Source organism: Streptomyces sp. NPDC059743, from assembly GCF_042732975.1.
Lineage (GTDB): Bacteria > Actinomycetota > Actinomycetes > Streptomycetales > Streptomycetaceae > Streptomyces.
Genome location: NZ_JBHWGS010000008.1, coordinates 240296 through 259601, shown reverse-complemented (window position 1 = coordinate 259601; position 19306 = coordinate 240296). Strand labels below are relative to the sequence as shown.

The following is a 19306-nucleotide window of genomic DNA, read 5'->3' as shown; positions in this document are numbered from 1 at the left end:
GTTCTCATCTCTCCTCGATACGCGCGGTGGCCCGCGCCACCAGCGCTTCCAGCGCCCGGAACCAGGTCTGCGCGAGGTCCCTGACGTCCTTCTCCTCCAGCACGGCCGCCGGCCAGGACCAATGGGCGGCCATAACCGGGCCGTCGGGACGGTCCTCCGTGACGACATTGATGCCCAGCGCGTGGCCCTCCCGCATCGCCGGCTCCGAGCCGATGTCCGCGACGTCCTCCTCCGGCGCGTACGACCAGTCGGTCGCCTCGGGAACGTCGAAACGGCCCAGGTAGTTGAACTCGATCCGCGGTGCCTCCAGCGCCGCGAGAACCGGTGCCGTACGAGGGTTGAGATGGCGCAGCATGCCGTAGCCGACGCCGTTGGCGGGCAGTGAGTCCAGGTGTTCCCTCACCCGTCGCAGCGCCTCGTCGGCGGCCGGGCCGCCGACGAAGGCATCGGCCAGATCGACCGGTCCCGGATCGAGCCGGACCGGGAAGACACTGGTGAACCAGCCGACGGTACGGGACAGATCGGCGTCGTCGGTCAGCTCCTCCTCGCGGCCGTGGCCCTCCAGATCGACCAGCACGCCGCCGCTCGCGCTCGCGCCTCGGCGCCGCAGCCAGTCGGTCAGAGCCAGCCCGAGCCCGGTCAGCAGTACGTCGTTGACGCTTGCGCCGAGGACGGCGGGCACGGTGGACAGCAGCGGGCCGGTGCGCTCCGGATCCAGCCTCAGCTCCAACTCCCTTACGGTGCCTGCCGTGTCGCGCTCCGGGACCAGCGGGCGGATCGGCGGGAGCGGATCCGCGCCGTCGAGTACGGCCGTCCATATGGGCAGTTCGGCCTCGCGGGACGGTTCCTGGGCCAGTTCGGTGAGCCGGTGCGCCCATTGCCTGAACGGCGTTTCGACCGGCGCGAGTTCGGCCGGACGGCCCTCGGAGATGTCCTGCCACGCCGCCGCCAGATCGGGCAGCAGCACCCGCCAGGAGACACCGTCGACCAGCAGATGATGGGCCATCAGCAACAGTCGGCCCGGCCGGTCGCCCGCGTCGAACCACACCGCCTTGACTCCCTCGCCGGCCTCCGGATCGAGCGCCTCCCGGGCCGCGCGCGCCCGTTCCGCGACGGACTCGCGCAGGGCGTCCTCGTCCAGGCCGATGGCGTCGACCCGTTCGATCCAGGTGTCGATGTCGGCCGTGCCCGCAGGCGGGACCTCCAGGGACCAGTCGTCACGGTCCGTCCGTACCAGTCGTGCCCGCAGCATGTCGTGCCGGTCCGCCAGCGCCCGTACCACGCTCACCAGCTTCGCGCGGTCCAGCGCCGCCGGAGTCTGGACGAGCGCCGCCTGGTGGTAGCCCTTGAAGGGACCGCCCAGTTCACGCAGCCAGTGCATGACCGGTGTCAGCGGAACACTGCCCGTGCCGTCGTACGGTGCCGGGACCGCGCCCGGTGCGACGGCGGACTCGACGGCGGTCTGTTCGGCGGCGACGGCGCACAGACCGGCCGCCGTGCGATGCCGGAAGACCAGGCGCGGAGTGATCCGTACGCCCGCTGCCCGTGCCCGGCTGACCAGTCGCATCGCCATGATGCTGTCGCCGCCGAGCGTGAAGAAGTCGTCGTCCACGCCCACCCGTTCGAGCCCCAGGACTTCGGCGAACACACCGCAGAGGACCTGTTCCTGAGGCGTACGCGGTGCGCGTCCCGACGAGACCGCCGTGAAGTCGGGCGCGGGCAGCGCCTTGCGGTCGAGCTTGCCGTTGGCGAGCTTCGGAAGGCGGTCGAGCAGGACCACTGCGGCCGGAACCATATAGTCCGGCAGTTGCCGCGCGACATGCGCGCGCAGTCCGCCCGCGTCCGGCGACTGCCCGGCGGCTGCCACCACATACGCCACCAACTGCTTGCGCGGCCCGTCCTGACGGGCCGTCACCACGACCTGGCCGGTGTCCGGATGGGCGGCCAGTACGTCCTCGATCTCCGCCAGTTCGACACGGAAACCGCGGATCTTGACCTGGTCGTCCGCCCGGCCCAGATAGTCCAGCATTCCGTCCGCCGTCCAGCGGGCGAGGTCGCCCGTACGGTAGAGCCGGGAGCCGGGAGGACCGAACGGATCGGCGACGAACCGTTCGGCGGTCAGTGCCGGCCGGTTCAGATAGCCACGGGCCAGACCGCCGCCCGCGAGATACAGCTCGCCGGGCACTCCCGGCGGCACGGGCCGCAGGAAGCCGTCGAGCACATAGGCCCGTGTGCCCGCCACCGGCCGGCCGACCAGTGGCCGGTCGCTGTCACGTACGCGCGCCACGAGCGCGTCGACGGTCGATTCGGTGGGACCGTACAGATTGAACGCCTCCGTGCCGCGCAGTCCGCGCAGCCTCTCCCACAGCGCCTGCGGTACGGCCTCACCGCCGACGCCGATCACGGCGAGAGGACAGGCGCCGTCCGAGACGAGACCGGTGTCGGCCATCTGCGCGAAGAACGACGGTGTCACTTCGAGGAAGTCGAAACCGTGCTCCACGACGGCCGCCGCGAGCAGTTCGGGATCGCGGCGTGTCTCCTCGGACACCACATGCACACAGTGCCCGTCGAGCAGCCAGAGCTGAGGCTGCCAGGACGCGTCGAACGAGAACGACCAGGCGTGTCCTGCACGTAGTTGCCGCCGGCCGGTGAGCGCGGCAGCCGGTTCGTACAGTGTCTCCCGGTGGCTGTGGAAGAGATTGCCCACCGTCTCATGGGTGATGACAACACCCTTCGGGCGGCCGGTCGATCCGGATGTGTAGATCACATAGGCCGGATGGCCCGGTGTCAGCGCGCCCGTACGGTCCAGGTCCGTCACGTCACGGGCGTCATACGCGGCGAGCGCCTCCACGGTCTCCGGCGCGTCGAGTACCAGCACCGGCACTTCGGAAGCGGGCAGCAGCGGCGCGAGTGCGCGAGTGGTCAAGGTCAGTACGGGACGTGCGTCGGCCAGCATGTCGGCTGTGCGCGCCGCCGGGGCATCCGGATCGAGCGGCAGATACGCGGCGCCCGCCTTCTGTACGGCCAGGATCGCCAGCAAGGTATGGGCGGTGCGCGGCAGGGCCAGTGCGACGATCCGCTCGGGACCGGCTCCTCGCTCGATCAGCAGCCGGGCCAGCCGGTTGGCACCCGCGTCGAGTTCGGCATAGGTCAGCTCGACACCGTCGGAAGCGACGGCGGGAGCGTCGGGAGTGCGCCGTACCTGCCGCTCGAACAGCGCGGGCACGATGGTCGGTGCGGCGGTCAGTTCACGGGCGTTCCACCGCGTCAGTATCCGCTGCCGCTCGTCCTCGCCCAGGATGTCGATCCGGCCGATGGACAGATCCGGCTCCGCGGCCACCGCGCGCAGGACGCGGTGCAGGCGCTCCGCGATCGCTTCGGCGGTGATCCGGTCGTACAGATCGGTGCTGTATTCGAGCACTCCGTGAACGCCGTTGCCGTCCGCGTGCTCCACGAAGTCGAAGGACAGATCGAACTTGGCGGTAGCCTGGCCGACCTCCTCCTCGCGTGACACGAGTCCCGGCAGCACCGGTCCGGCCGATCCAGCCGCGAGATAGACGACCATCACCTGGAACAGCGGATGGCGGGCCAGTGAGCGCGGCGGATTGAGCGCCTCCACCACACGCTCGAAGGGCACGTCCTGATGGTCGTACGCGGCGAGGTCGGCATCCCTGACACGGGCCAGCAGTTCACGGAAGCCCGGATCGCCGGATGTGTCCGTGCGCAGGACCAGCGTGTTGAGGAAGAACCCGACCAGATCCTCCAGCGCCTCGTCCGGGCGTCCGGCGATCGGGCTCCCGATGGGGATCGTCGTACCGGCGCCGAGCCTGGTCAGCAGGGCCGCCACGGCGGACTGCATCAGCATGAACATACTGACTCCGGCGCCGCGCGCCAGCTCGCGCAGTGAACTCGCCAGCTCCGGACCGAAGGACAGATCGACGGCGCCGCCGCGGTAGCTGCTCTCCGCCGGGCGCGGCCGGTCGGTGGGCAGCGCCAGCTCCTCGGGAAGATCGGACAGGGCCTCCTTCCAGTACGCGAGCTGCCGGAACGCCAGGCTCTCCGGATCCTTCTCCTCGCCGAGGACGGTCCGCTGCCACACGGTGTAGTCGGCGTACTGCACGGGCAGAGGTGCCCAGTCCGGCGCGCTGCCGGCCGCACGTGCGGCGTAGGCGGTGGCCAGATCCCGGGTCAGGGCCTGCTCGGACCACTCGTCACCGGCGATGTGATGCACCAGGACCAGCAGGACATGCTCGTCCTCGGCCAGCCGGAACACACCTACGCGCAGCGGCGGTTCACGATCCAGCGCGAAACCGTACGACGCCGCGTCGGCCAGCAGTCCGGCGAGGCTCTGCTCATCCGCAGATACCACGTCCACCGGAATCTCGTACTCGCCCTGACGCAGGATGCGCTGGTACGCCGTGCCGGCCTCCTCCGGGAACACCGTACGCAGTGTCTCGTGCCGCTCCGCCAGATCACCCACGGCGGCGCGCAGCGCGTCGATGTCGAGCGCGCCGGACAGCCGCCAGGCGGACGGGATGTTGTACGTGGGACCGGCGCCCTCGACCTGGTACAGCACCCAGAGCCGCTGCTGCGCGGACGACAGCGGCAACCGCTCCGGCCGCTCGCCCGCGGTGAGCGCGGTGAGCGCGGGCCTGTGCCCGCCGCTCTCCTCGGCCAGGGCCGTGGCCAGCCGGGCCACGGTCGGAGCGTCGAAGACCGTACGCAGGGAGAGATGCGCGCCGAGCGCGGCACGGGCCTTCGCCACCAGCCGCATCGCCAGCAGCGAATGGCCGCCGAGTGCGAAGAAGTCGTCGTCGATACCGACCCGTTCGACACCGAGCACCTCGGCGAACTGCTCGCAGAGGATCTCCTCGGCCGGAGTGCGCGGACGCCGGCCGGCCGGGCCCGCGGAGAAGTCCGGCGCGGGAAGGGCGGCACGGTCGAGCTTTCCGCTGACGGTACGCGGCAGCGCCTCCAGTGTGACAAAGGCCGCCGGGACCATATACGCGGGCAGAGTGGCCGCGATGTGGCTCCGCAGCTCGTCCGGGTCCGGAGTGTGTCCGGGCGCGGGTACGGCGTAACCGACCAGCCTGGGCACGCCCGGCGTGTCCTCCCGTACGATCACGGCCGCCGTGGCCACCGCGGGATGCGCGCCGACGAGGGACTCGATCTCGCCGAGCTCGATACGGAGCCCGCGCAGCTTGACCTGGTCGTCCGCCCGGCCCAGGAACTCCAGCGTGCCGTCGGCGCGGCGTCTGGCGAGGTCACCGGTGCGGTACATCCTGCTGCCGGGCGGGCCGAACGGATCGGCGGTGAAGCGTTCGGCGGTCAGCGCGGGCCGGTTCAGATAGCCACGGGCCAGGCCCTCTCCCGCGAGATACAGCTCACCGGCCACTCCGGCCGGGACCGGCCTGAGCATCGCGTCCAGGACATGGGCGCGGGTGTTGGCGAGCGGCGCGGCCCAGGTGCGGCCGTCGGTCTCGCCGTGCCAGCCGTAGGCGTCGACGGCGCACTCGGTGGGTCCGTACAGATCGTGGACCGTCGTGCCGGGCAGTGCGCGGAGCCGCTCCCACACCGGAGCCGGAGTGGCCTCGCCGCCGACCGCGACAACGCCGGGCACATAGCCGCCGGGTTCGAGGAATCCATGGTGGGTCAGCTCGCGCAGATACGTCGGTGTGACATCGACGAAGTCCATCCTCTCGGCGACCAGATGGCCGAGCAGGGCGGCCGGATCGGTCATGGTGACCTCGTCCACGACATGCAGTTCATGGCCCGCGAGCAGCCACAGCACCGGCTCCCAGGAGCCGTCGAAACTGAACGAGGCGGCGTGCAGGGCGCGCAAACCCGATTGGCCACCGACTCGCTCGGCGGTGCGCTCGGCGGACCGCTCAGCGGCGCGCTCGGCGGGCTCGATCAGGTCCTCGCGGTGCGAGCCGAAGAGATTGCTGAGACCGCGATGAGTGCCGACCACACCCTTGGGGACACCGGTGGAGCCGGAGGTGAAGATGATGTACGCGGCCGAGGCCGGGTCCGGCGGGATCTGGCCGGTACCGTCGGACTCTTCATCCCCGAGGTTTTCCCGGAGCTCCTCCCCGAGACTCTCCAGCAGGACGAGTTCATGCCCGTCCGGCAGTTTCGGTGCGAGGGCGGCGGTCGTGAGCACACACCTGGGCGCCGCGTCGGAAAGCATGAACTCCAGCCGGTGCGCCGGGTATTCGGGATCGAGCGGCAGATACGCGGCGCCCGACGCGAGCACGCCGAGGATCGCGGGCACCATCTCGTCGCGCGGCAGCGCCAGCCCGATGACCGTCTCGGGAGCGGCTCCTCGGCGCAGCAGCGCACGGGTGATGTCCGCGGCCCGCGCGGCGAGTTGGGCGAAGGTGAGCCGCCCGCCGGAGGTGACCAGGGCGGTGGCGTCGGGCCTGGCACGTACGGTCTCGGCGAACAGTTCCGGAACCGTACGGGCTTCGACCGGCCGGTCGGTGTCGTTCCAGGTGGTCAGCGCGGCCCGGGCTTCGGCGTCGGTGAGGATCCGCAGCGCTCCCACGGGCTGTCCGGGGCTCCGTACGACCTGTTCCAGCAGCGCCACCAGCCGCTCGACCAGTCCGTCCGCGGTCCGTGGATCGACCAGGTCGGCGGCGTACTCCAGAAGCAAGGTCAGTGGCCGGTCGTCGCCATGATCGACAAAGGTGAAGTCCAGATCGAACTTGGCCATGCCGGTGTCCATGTCGAACCACTCGGTGTCCAGGCCGAAGAGTTCCGGATCTCCGTCGGGACGGTAGTGGTAGCCGATCATGACCTGGAACAGCGGATTGCGGCCCGCCGCGCGGGCCGGGTTGACGGCCTCGACAACGCGGTCGAAGGGCAGGTCCTGGTGCTCGAAGGCCGCCAGGGCGGATTCCCTCACCCGCAAGAGCAGTTCGGTGAAGGCCGGATCGCCCGACAGATCGGTGCGCAGAACAAGGGTGTTGACGAAGAAGCCGACCAGATCGTCCAGGGCCGAGTCCGTACGGCCCGCTATGGGCGCGCCAAGCGGGATGTCGTCGCCGGCACCGAGCCGGTGCAGCAGTGTGGCGGTCGCGGCCTGGAACAGCATGAACAGACTGACGCCCTGGGCGCCGGACAGCTCGCGCAGAGCGCTGCCGGTCCCGGCCGGCAGCTCCGCCCGTACCACTCCCGCGCGGCCGGTGAACCGGTCCGGCCGTTCGCGGTCCAGCGGCAGTTCCAGCTTCTCGGGCAGATCGCGCAGCGTCTCGGTCCAGTAGGCGAGTTGCCGCTCTCCCACCTCGTCCAGAAGGCGGTTCTGCCACAGTGTGTAGTCGGCGTACTGCGCGGGAAGATTCCGCTCCCACTCCGGAGCCCGGCCGGCGGCCCGTGCCTCGTACGCGAGGCCGAGATCGGCGAGGAAGGGACGGTCCGACCACTCGTCGGTGGTGATGTGGTGCAGTACGAGGGCCACCACCTGGTCGGCGGGACCGAGCCGCAACACCTCGGCCCGCAGAGGCAGTTCGGTGCTCAGATCGAACGGGCGGCGCTGGGCCTCCTCGATGCGCGCGGAGAGGTCCTGCTCGGCGCAGTCGGTCACGGTGAACGAGGGATCGGCCTCCTCGGCCGGGACGATCCGCTGGTACGGCTCGCCCTCGTACTCCTCGAAGCGGGTACGGAGTGCTTCATGGCGTCCCGCGACATCGCGCAGCGCGGCCCGGAGCGCGGCCAGGTCGAGTGTGCCGCGCAGCCGGAAGACCAGCGGGAAGTTGTACGCGACTCCGCCGTCGTCGGTGATGCGCTGCACCAGCCACAGCCGCCGCTGCGCGGCCGAGAGCGGAAGGCGCCCGGGCCGGGCCGCCTCGGGCACCAGGGGCGGTCGCGCGGGCCGGGCGCCACCGGTCCGGTCTGCGAGCAGCTCCGGCGTCGGAGCCTCGAAGAGATCACGGATCGCGAGTTCGGCGCCCAGCTCGTTACGGGCACGGCTGATGAGCCGGGTGGCGAGCAGTGAATGGCCGCCGAGATCGAAGAAGTTGTCCTCTGCGCCCACTCCGGGCAGACCGAGTACATCGGCGAACAGCCGGCACAGGATCTCCTCCTGCTCGGTACGCGGACCGCGCCCCGAGCCCTGTGCGACGGCCGGCTCGGGTTCGGGCAGCGCCCGTACGTCGAGCTTTCCGTTGTCGTTCATCGGCAGCCGGGGCAGGACGCTGAAGGCGGCGGGCACCATATAGTCGGGCAGCCGCTCCTTGAGGTCCTCGCGGAGCTGCCGTACGAGCCCGTTCGCACCGCGCGCGGTGGTGGGCGCGTTGGCGTACGGCGCGACACCGTCCGCCCGGCGGTAGAGACCGGTGGTCAGCCGGAATCCGGTACCGCCATCGCCATCGCCATCGCCATCGCCATCGCCATCGCCATCGCCATCGCCATCGCCATCGCCATCGCCATCGCCATCGCCATCGGGGGCCGCGTCCCGGACCAGCACCGCCTCGTAAACACCGAGTTGCGCGGACCAGGTGGTGAGTACGCGGTAGCCGAGTCGGGAGCCCAGCTCACGCAGTGTGTCAGGCTCGACACCTCCCTCCGCGAGGCCATGAGGACGGCCTTCGTCCAGAGCGCGTACGGCGGCCAGTTCGCCGGCCGTACGGGCGTCGGGCACGCCGGCCACACGCAGCCGCTCGGGATGCCGCTCCTCCAGGAGTGCGGCGAGGGCCTCGTGTCCCGCCCAGCCGGTCACCGGAGCGTCGGCGAGCTCCACGGCGTCGCTGTGGCCTCGGTGGAGGACGACGTCATAGCGGTGCCGCGTCAGTTCATTCTGGTGACGGCCCGCCTTGGTGCGCAGATCGACGTCGAAGCCCAGAGTGGTGAAGTAGTCCGGATCGACGAGGAGTTCCTTCTCCAGCGCCATGCCTCGGTCCACGGCCCGCCGTACGGTCGCCGGATCCGTGCCCTTCTCGGCCCTGGTGAGCTGGATCGCGGTCTGGAAGGCACGGGCCAGCCGGAGGTTTCGCACATCACCGATGAACAGGGCGCCGCCCGGGGCCAGCAGCTCCATCGCGCCGTTGATGACATCGGTCAGATAGTCGATGCTCGGGAAGTACTGGATCACCGAGTTGATGACGACGGTGTCGAAGTATCCCGTGGGAAGTCCGTCGAGGTCGTGGGCGGGCTGGGCCCGCAGCTCGACCTTGGCCGCGAGCTCCGGTTCCTGCCGCAGATCCTCGCCGATCTTGCGGATGACGGGCTCGGCGAAGTCGGTGGCCCAGTACGCCTCGGCCGCCGGCGCGAGCTGTGAGAGCAGCAGCCCCGAGCCGACACCGATCTCCAGAATCCTCCGTGGCCGCAGTTCACCGATCCGCTCGACCGTGGCGGCCCGCCACTCGCGCATATGCTCCAGCGGGATGGGCGTGCCGTCGTACGAACTGTCCCAGCCGGCGAAGTCCTCCGTGAAGACAGCGGTGTTGATCTCGGTGTACTCGGTGGAGTAGATCTCCTGCCACTCACCGATCTGCTCGCGCTCGGCCTCCTCGCGCCTCTCTGCGTCGAGTTCGGCAGGGACGACATAGCCGACGAGGCGCTGTGTGCCGGGCGCTGACGGATCATCACGCGCGACGACGGCGGCCTGGGCGACCTGCGGATGCCGGCTGAGCGCGGTCTCGATCTCGCCGAGTTCGACACGGTATCCGCGCACCTTGACCTGGTCGTCGGTGCGGCCCAGGAAGTCCAGATTGCCGTCCGCCCGCCGCCGTACGAGATCGCCCGTACGGTACATCCGCTCGCCGGGCTCACCGAACGGATCGGCCACGAAGCGCTCCGCGGTCAGTCCCGGCCGACCGAGATAGCCGCGCGCCAGACCGACACCGGCGATATACAGCTCGCCGGGAACGCCGTCCGGGAGCGGCCGGAGCCAGGCGTCCAGGATATGGGCCCTGGTCGCGCGGATCGGGCGGCCGACGGTCGGAGTGGGACTGTCGTCCGTACCGCCGCCGAGCGTGTTGATGGTGTATTCGGTGGGCCCGTAGAGGTTGTAGCCGTACGTCCCGTCGGTGTCACGCAGCCGGTTCCACACGGTCTCGGTGACGGCCTCGCCGCCGAGCAGGACGAGCGGCGGCCGGTGTCCCTCCAGCAGCCCTTCCTCGATGAGGAGATGGGCGTAGGTCGGTGTGACATTGACGACGTCGATCCGGTGGGTCTCGCAGTACGCCACCAGTGCCTCGGCGTCACGGCGCAACTCTTCGTCGCAGATATGGACCTCATGTCCCTCGACAAGCCAGAGCAGCTCCTCCCACGACATGTCGAAGGCGAAGGAGACGGTGTGCGCGACGCGCAGCCGTCTGCCGCCCGCCGAGGCGATGGCCGGACCGAAGATCTCCTTCTGATGGTTGAGCTGCATATTCGTCAAGCCGCGGTACGGCGTGACAACGCCCTTGGGACGGCCTGTGGAGCCGGAGGTGTAGATGGCATAGGCGGGATGCTCCAGGCTGAAGCCGACACGCACCGGTCCCGAGGGCAGCGCGGTGAGCTCCGCCTCGACGGCCGGATCGTCCAGCAGGAGGCGCGGGACGTCTCCTTCGAGTGTGTCCGAGACCTCGGTGGTGGAGAGCAGGAGCAGCGGCTCCGCGTCATCGAGCATCAGGGCGAGCCGGTCGGCGGGATAGTCCAGTTCCAGCGGCAGATAGGCGGCGCCGGTGCGCAGGACGGCGAAGAGCGCGACGACCATGTCGAGGGAGCGCGGCAGTCCGAGCGCCACCACTCGCTCGGGCGCGGCACCGCGCGAGAGCAGCAGCCGGGCCAGACGGTCGCAGCGCGCGTCGAGTTCGGCGTAGGTGAGTGTCCGTGTGCCGAAGACAAGGGCCGTCGCGTCGGGAGTACGGGCGGCCTGGGCCGCGAGCAGATCGGCGACCGTCTCGTGCGGAACGGGCTCCCGGGTGGCGGTGTTCTCCCGTTCCAGAGCCTCTCGTTCGGCCGGCAGCAGCGGGTCAAGGCTGCCGACGGGAGCGGCGGGATCGGCCGTCAGCCCGTCCAGCAGGAGTGTGAACCGGTCCAGCAGGTCCTGCGCATAGCCGCTCTCGATCACATCGGGACGGTGGGAGAGAGTGATACGGATCCGCCGGCCCGGCGTGACGACCAGGTTCACCGGATAGTGGGTGGCGTCCACATTGGCGACGGCGGTGGCGCCGTGCCGCTCGCGCAGCTCGTCCAGCCGGTCCTCGGTGTCGGCGTTGCGCAGGACGAACAGTGTGTCGAAGAGACGGCGATGGCCGGTCTCCGCCTGGAGGACGCCCAGGCCCAGATACTCGTACGGCAACAGTTCCAGACGCTCGGCCTGCACGCGTCGCAGCAGATCGACGACCGGCTCCGCCGGATCGAACGCGATGCGCGCGGGCACGGTGTTGAGGAACATCCCGATGACGTTGGCGACCTCGGGCACTTCGCTCGGCCGTCCGGCGACGGTCGTGCCGAAGACGACATCGGCGCGGCCGGTGGCGCTCGCGAGCGCCAGTCCCCAGGCCGCGTTCAGAACGGTGTTGAGAGTCAGTCCGTGGTGGCGGGCGATGTCACGCAGCCGCTCGCTCGTCTCACCGGTCAGTACGGTGTCGAGACTCTCCGGGACCACCGGTTCGAGCCCGCGGTCGGCGGCGGCCGGTACAAGCAGAGTGGGCTCGTCCAGCCCGTCGAGCGCGGTGTGCCAGGCTCGGGTGGCCTCGTCGGTGTCCTGCCGGTCCAGCCAGGACAGATAGTCGCGGTACGAGCCCGGGTGCGGCAGGCCGGCCGGATCGCCGGCGCTCTCGTACAGGGCGAAGAGCTCATCAAGGAAGAGCCAGGCCGACCAGCCGTCCCAGAGGATGAGATGGCGGCCGATGACCAGCCGGTCGCCGCGCTCCTCACCGAGCCGGATCAGCAGGATACGGAAGAGCAACGGCCTGGTGAGATCGAAGCGGCGTGTCCGCTCCTCGTCCAGCAACGCGCCCAGCCGCGCGTCCTGTTCGGCGCCGGGGACGCCGGTGAGGTCGATCTCCTCGATCGGGATCTCCGGGTCGCAGACGATGAACTGCACCGGCCGGCGCAGCCCTTCGCTGGTGAATCCGGCGCGCAGGGCGGGATTACGGGCGAGCAGTGTCCGTACGGCGGCGCGCAGCCGGCCGGTGTCGATCCGGCGCGCGAAGTCGAACGACTCGTGGACGGTGTAGACGTCCAGGGCGTTCTCGTCGTAGGTGGAGTGGAAGAACAGCCCTTCCTGGAGCGGCGCGAGCGGCCAGATGTCCTCGATACCGCCCGGAGCGAGCCGCTCCACATGGGCGGTCTCCTCGGTGGTGAGTACGAAGGAGGGCTCGGCCGGCCGGTCCGGCTCGCGTGTGACGGTGAGCGTCGCGACGGCGGCGAGGGCGGCCGGAGTGCGGTGTTCGAAGATGTCACGAGGGCCGATGTCCAGTCCGGCGCGGCGGGCCTGGCCCGCGACACCGATGGAGCTGATGCTGTCGCCGCCGAGGAGGAAGAAGTCGTCGTCGATGGAGACGTCCGTCAGCTTCAGCACGGCCGCGAAGATGTCGGTGAGAGTGCGTTCGCGTGCGTCGCGCGGGGCGCGCGCGCCGGCCCGTACGACCTGCGGAGCGGGCAGGGCCGCCCGGTCGAGCTTGCCGCTCGGTGTGAGAGGCAGGGCGTCGAGGACGACATAGGCGGTGGGCACCGCGGGCGCGGGCAGAGTGCCGGTGAGCGCGGCCCGGAGCGTGGCGGCGTCCGGTACCTGGTTCGCCGTACCGACGACATTCGCTGTACCGACGACATAGGCGACGAGGGCGTTCTCTCGGACGGTGACGGCGGCCTGGGCGACGGACGGCTGATGGACGAGAGCGGCCTCGATCTCGCCGAGTTCGATCCGGTTGCCGCGGAGTTTGACCTGCCGGTCGGTGCGGCCGAGGTATTCGACCGTACCGTCGGCGCGCCGCCGTACCAGGTCGCCGGTGCGGTACATCCGGCTGCCGGGCGGGCCGTACGGATCCGCCGTGAAGCGCTCGGCGGTCAGCGAGGGCCGGGCGTGGTAGCCGCGCGCCAACTGGACGCCGGTGAGATACAGCTCGCCGGGAACGCCGGCCGGGACCGGCCGCAGGCAGGCGTCGAGCACCCGTAGTCCGGTGTTCCAGACCGGCCGTCCGATGGGGACGGTGGTGCCGTCCTGCGGTTCGTCGGGGCTGTAGGTGTGATGGGTGACATCGACGGCCGCCTCGGTGGGACCGTACAGATTGTGCAGTGGCACACCGGTGAGTGTGTGCCAGCGGCGCGCGGCGGAGACGGTGAGGGCCTCGCCGCTGCTGAAGACACGGCGCAAGGTCGCGGCCCAGCCGGGATCGCCGGTGACATCCTCCGAGCCGAGGAACGCTTCGAGCATCGACGGTACGAAGTGCAGTGTGGTGACGCCCTGTTCGCGGACGAGCGCGCCGAGATAGGACGGATCGCGGTGCCCGTCGGGCCTGGCGAGGACGACGGCCGCGCCTTCGGTCAGCGGCCAGAAGAACTCCCACACGGACACGTCGAAGCTGGACGGTGTCTTCTGGAGGACCCGGTCGTCGGCCCGGAGGCCGTACTGCGCCTGCATCCAGGCCAGTCGGTTGCGGACGGCGCGGTGGGTGACGACGACGCCCTTGGGACGGCCCGTGGAGCCGGAGGTGTAGATGAGATACGCGGGATCGTCCAGGCGCGCGGCGGTACCGGCACCGGGAGCCGCTTCGGGGGAATCGTCGTACGGCGCGTCCAGGACGAGCGCCGTGAGGCCCTCGATCTCCGGCAGCCGGGAGGCCGAGTCCGCGACGGTGACCACCGTACGGGCGCCCGAGTCGGCCAGCATATGGGCCACCCGGTCGGCGGGATAGTCCAGATCGACCGGGAGATAGGCGGCGCCGGACTTGAGAACACCGAGGAGCGCGACCATCAGCTCGGTGGAGCGCGGGACGGCGACGCCGACGATCCGGTCAGGACCGGCGCCCTGGGCGCGCAGCCGCCGCGCCAGGGATTCGGCACGGGCGTCCAGCTCGGCATAGGTCAGACGCTCGTCGCCGAAGACGACGGCCGTCGCGCCCGGCGTACGCGCCGCCTGCTCCTCGAAGGCGGAGGACAGCGTGGCCGGAGGGACATCGCGCTCGGCGCCGGTGAGCCGGCTCTCCGCCTCGGCCAGTTCCTTCGGGGAGAGCAGACCGATCCGTGCGACCGGCTGCGCCGGATCGTCGGCGAGTGTCTCCAGGATCAGGGAGAGCTGGTCGGCGATGGCGCGTACGGCGTCACCGCTCAGCCGCTCGGCGTGGTGCTTGAGGCGCAGATCGAGCCGTCGGCCGGGCTTCACGATGAGGGCGAGCGGATAGTGGACGGCGTCGTGGAACTCATGGCCGGTGATACGGATCGTGCCGGACGGGTCGCGCAGATCGGTGTCGGCCGGATAGTTCTCGAACACGAGCAGTGTGTCGAAGAGTTCGCCGCTGCCCGCGAGGCCCGCGATCCGCTGGATCTCCGCCAGACCGAGGTGCTGGTGGTTCAGCAGCCGGGCCTGCTCGTCCTGGAGGCGGCCGAGCAGCGCCGCGAGTGTGTCGGCGGGCTGCCAGACGAACCGGGTCGGCAGGGTGTTGATGAACAGGCCCACCATCGATTCGATGCCGTCGACCTCGCCGTCACGTCCGGAGACCGTCGTACCGAACACCACGTCCTGCCGACCGGTGAGCCGGCCGAGCAGCAGACCCCATGCGCCTTGGACGACCGTACCGAGAGTGACACCGAGTTCACGCGCCCGCGCGGCCAGCCGCCCGGTGGTCCGCTCGGAGAGCTCGATACGGATCTGCCCGGGCCGGATCGGATCGGTCCCGACCGGGGCCTGGACCAGCCGAGTCGGCTCGTCCAGACCGGCCAGCGCGGTGCGCCAGGCCGTGCGGGCGGCCTCACGGTCGAGACCGGCGAGGCGCCGCAGATAGGTGCGGTACGGAGCGACCTCCGGCAGCGCCGAAGCGCTGCGGCCGTTGCCGTGGCCTTGGCCTTGGCCGTACGAGTCCATCAGCTCGCGGTGCAGGACCGGCAACGACCAGCCGTCCGCGATGATGTGATGGAACGTCAGGACAAGCGCGCTGCGTTCGGGACCGTACCGTACGAGAGCGCAGCGCAGCAGCGGCGGCCGGGCCAGATCGAAGCGGTGGGCCCGCTCGTCGGCGGCGACGGCCTCGGCGAGCGATTCCCGGACGGACACGCCCTGGCCCGACAGATCGATCTCACGCCACGGCAGTGTGACACCTCGCGTGATGATCTGCACGGCGGCGCCGTCGGTGCCGTACTGCCGGAAGGCCGCGCGCAGCGGTGCGTGACGGTCGAGCAGACGCTGCGCCGCCGCGCGCAGGGCCTCGCCGTTCACCGGTCCGGCGAGCTCGATGATCTGCTGGACGGTGTACGCGTCGGCGTCGGAGCCGCCGGAGCCGGAACCGGAACCGGAGCCGCCGGCGAAGGCATGGTAGAAGAAGCCCTGTTGGAGCGGCGTGAGCGGCAGCAGATCCTCTATGACCAGCGGGTCCGCGCCCTGGATCCCGGCGATCTCGTCCGCGGTGAGGGCGAGAAGAGGACCGTCGGCAACCGTCGGCTTCGGCTCCGTGCGGTCGACGGCGACGGCCGCGAGGGAGGCGACCGTACGGTGGCGGAAGACATCCTGCGTGGTGAGCCGGATGCCCGCCTCGCGGGCCCGGACCAGCAGCCGGATGGCGTTGATGCTGTCGCCGCCGACCGCGAGGAAGTCGTCATCGATGGTGACCGACCGCAGACCGAGCACATCGGCGTACAGCCGGCAGAGCAGTTCCTCCCGGGCGTCGCGCGGCGCACGGCCGGAGCTGAGGGCCCCGTAGTCCGGTAGGGGCAGTGCCTTCTCGTCGAGCTTTCCGCTGGGCGTGACGGGCAGCCGGTCGAGCGGTACGAAGGCCGACGGCACCATGTACTCCGGGAGCCGTTCCGCGGCATGGGCGCGCAGCGTCCGCATCAGCGCGGTGATGTCTCGGAAGGGCGCGGGCCGGTTGGCGTACGGGAAGGTCCCGCCCGGCCGGTACGACGGGCCGACGGGCGCCTCGCCGTCGACAAGGACCACATCGAGACGGCCGTCGTCGGCGTGCCCGTTCCAGGTGACGGCGCAGCGGTAGCCGTGCCGGCCCGCGAGTGTGTGGAACGCCTCGGGATCGATGCCGTCGGGCGCGGGCGTACTGCTGTCCTCCAGGGCGCGCAGCGCCGAAAGGTCCTCTGCGAGAAGCCCGTTGGGCACGCCGGTGACACGCAGCCGGACGGGCCGGGTGAGGAGCAGCTCGTCCAGTACGGCAAGGCCGTCGAGTGCGGACCAGCGAACTTCGCGCCCGTCGGCGGCCGACGCTCCGGGGCGGACCGGGCCGGGGCGGACCGGACCGGCCGGTGCCGTCTCCCGCGCGCGCAGCACCACGTCATAGCGGTAACGGCTCAGTTCGTTGTGATGTGCGGCGCGCTTGACGAGTACGTCCGCCTCGAAGTCCGGCAGGCCCGGCAGATCGGTGAAGTAGTCCGGATCCAGCAGCAGTTCGCCCTCCCAGCTCACCGAGCGCTCCACCGCCGCCCGCAGCGCCGTCTTGTCCGGGTCGTCAGGCGTGGCCGGCCGTCGGCTCTCGACGGCGGCGCGCAGAGTGCGCAGCAGCCGGAGATTGCGTAGGTCGCCCACGAAGACTCTGCCGCCGGGAGCCAGCAGCGCCGCGACCTTGCGCAGAACGTCCGACAGATAGTCCGCGCTCGGGAAGTACTGGGCCACCGAGTTGATGACGACCGTGTCGAAGAAGCCTTCCGGCAGTCCGTCGGTGTCATGGGCCGGCCGGGCGCTCAGCTCCACGCGGGAGGTCAGGCCCGGCACCGCGTCGACCTGGGCGCGCAGCGCCCGTACCGCCTCGTGCGACACGTCCGTACCCCAGTACGCCTCGCAGTCCGGCGCCAGGCGGGAAAGGATCAGTCCGCTGCCGACGCCGATCTCCAGAACCCTCCGGGGCGTGCCCGGTTCACGGATACGGTCGATCGTGGCGTCGCGCCACTCCCGCATCTCCTCGACGGGAATGGGAGTGCCGTCGTACATGCTGTTCCAGCCCGCGAAGTTCTCGCGGACGGACGCGCCCTCGCCGCGGCCCTCGGATCCGGCGGCGCTGTAGAACAGTTCGTGGAGCTCCTTCCACTCCTCGACCTGTGCGGCCTCGTCGCCCGGCTCGCTGTCGAGCGAGGGCACGATGTACGCGGCGAGCCTGCGCTCGCCGGGCCGGTCCTCGCGGGCGACGACCGTGACCTGGTCGACGGCCGGGTGCCCGCGCAGTACGGACTCGATCTCGCCCGGTTCGACACGGAAGCCGCGGATCTTGATCTGGGTGTCGGCGCGGCCGAGGAACTCCAGCCGTCCGTCGGCCTTCCAGCGGACCAGATCGCCCGTACGGTAGAGCCGCTCGCCGGGCGCGCCGAAGGGATCGGCGATGAAGCGCTCGGCGGTGAGGCCGGGCCTGCCGAGATAGCCGCGGGCGAGTCCGGCGCCACCGAGATACAGCTCACCGGTCACACCGTCCGGGACAGGCCGCAGGTGTGCGTCGAGGACATAGGCCCGGGTGCCCGGGTCCGGGACACCGATGGGAACGACCGCGCCGGCCGGAGTGTCGGGATCGCACAGCCCGAGCGTGGAGTTGGTGGTGGCCTCGGTCGGACCGTACGCGTTGAACATCATCCGCGTGCGCGCGTACCGGCCCACCAGCTCCGGCGAGACGCGCTCGGTCCCGGCCAGCAGAGTGGCGGCGCCGGGCAGTTGGGCGTCCTCGGGCATCGCGGCCAGCAGGGCGGGCGGCAGGATCATAAAGGTGATCCCGTGCGCGTTCGCATAGTCCGCGAGGGTCGCGCCGGGCACGCGGAGCTCGCTCGGTACGACGACGAGACGTCCGCCGGAGAGCAGACCGAGACACAGGTCCCAGAAGGCCACATCGAAGCTGGGCGAGGCGAATTGGAGCACACGGCTGTCCTGCCCGACACCGAAGCGCTCGCTCTGTGTGGCGACGAGCTTGGCGACACCGGTGTGGGAGAGGACGACGCCCTTGGGCCGGCCGGTGGATCCGGAGGTGTAGATGACATACGCGGCGTTCAGGACGGAGAGCACACCGCCGCGGTCGGCGTCGGTGGGATCGTGCGCGGGACGCCCGGCCAACTCGGCGACGGTTTCCGGTAGATCGAGCATGAACCGGGCGATTCCGTCCTCCGACGGCAGTGCTTCGAGGGAGTCGGCCGTTGTCAGCAGGCAGACGGGCTCGGCGTCGGCGAGCATGTACGCGATCCGGTCGGCCGGATAGTCCAGATCCACGGGCAGATACGCGGCGCCGGACTTCAGTACGGCGACCTCGGCGACGATCAGTTCGGCCGAGCGCGGCAGCGCGAGGGCCACGACGCGCTCAGGGCCCGCTCCACGGGCGATCAGCGCGTGGGCGAGACGGTTGGCACGCTCGTCCAGCTCGGCGTAGGTGTACCGCTCGTCCTCGAAGACCAGCGCGACCGTGTCGGGATGCCGCTCGACCTGCTCGGCGAACATGGCGGGCCAGGTGGCGGCCGGTACGGAGTGCTCGGTGGCGTTCCGCTCGACCAGCAGCCGGTGCCGCTCGCGCGCGGTGGTCAGCTCCAGCTCGGCGACCACCGTGTCCGGGCGGGCGAGTCCGTCGGTCAGCAAGGTCTCGTAGTGACCGAGCAAGCGGTCAACGGTGGCTTCGTCAAAGAGGTCCTGACGGTATGTCAGCCAGACCGCGCCCGGCGCGACGCTCAGCGCCAGATCCAGCGGGCCCGTCGGCTCCTCCGCCTCACCGGCGCCGACGGAGGTACCGAGGCCGGTGGCGGTGTCGAAGGCGGTGTTGAAGAAGTGCCCGCCCGCGCGTGTGGTCTCGGGCCGTAGCGCGTCGACGAGCACGGACAGCGGAAGCCGATGCTCCTCGGCCGCCGTCCGCGCCTCGGACACTCGCCTCACCAGCTCACGGAACGACGGAGCGTCGCCGAGGTGGACATGGATCGGCAGCGCCTCGTGTCCGACGGTGATGTCGGCGGCGCCGCTGTAGCGGTGCAGGAGCGCGAAGAAGGCGGCGAGACAGGTCTCGCTCGTCGCCTGTACGACCATGCTCCTGCTCCGTACCGCCCGGTTGCCCGAGGGCACCGAGGGATAGGGACGATCGGTCGGCAGCGCCGTTTCGGCTGAGGACACCGTCGGCATGTCACGCCAGTAGCCGATGACTTCTTCGATACCGGACACGTTGGCCGCGCCTCCCCAAGCAGACAGATCCCCGGGTCGAGC

General features: G+C 70.6%; 1 protein-coding gene. It reads right to left on the bottom strand.

Annotation, left to right across the window (positions count from 1 at the left end):
- Positions 1-4 precede the first annotated feature (4 nt).
- The gene (locus tag ACFV6H_RS17175; RefSeq protein WP_385542406.1) at positions 5-19264 is read right to left on the bottom strand and encodes an amino acid adenylation domain-containing protein; all 19260 of its coding nucleotides are present in this window, start codon (positions 19262-19264) and stop codon (positions 5-7) included.
- Between the last annotated feature and the right edge of the window lie 42 nt (positions 19265-19306).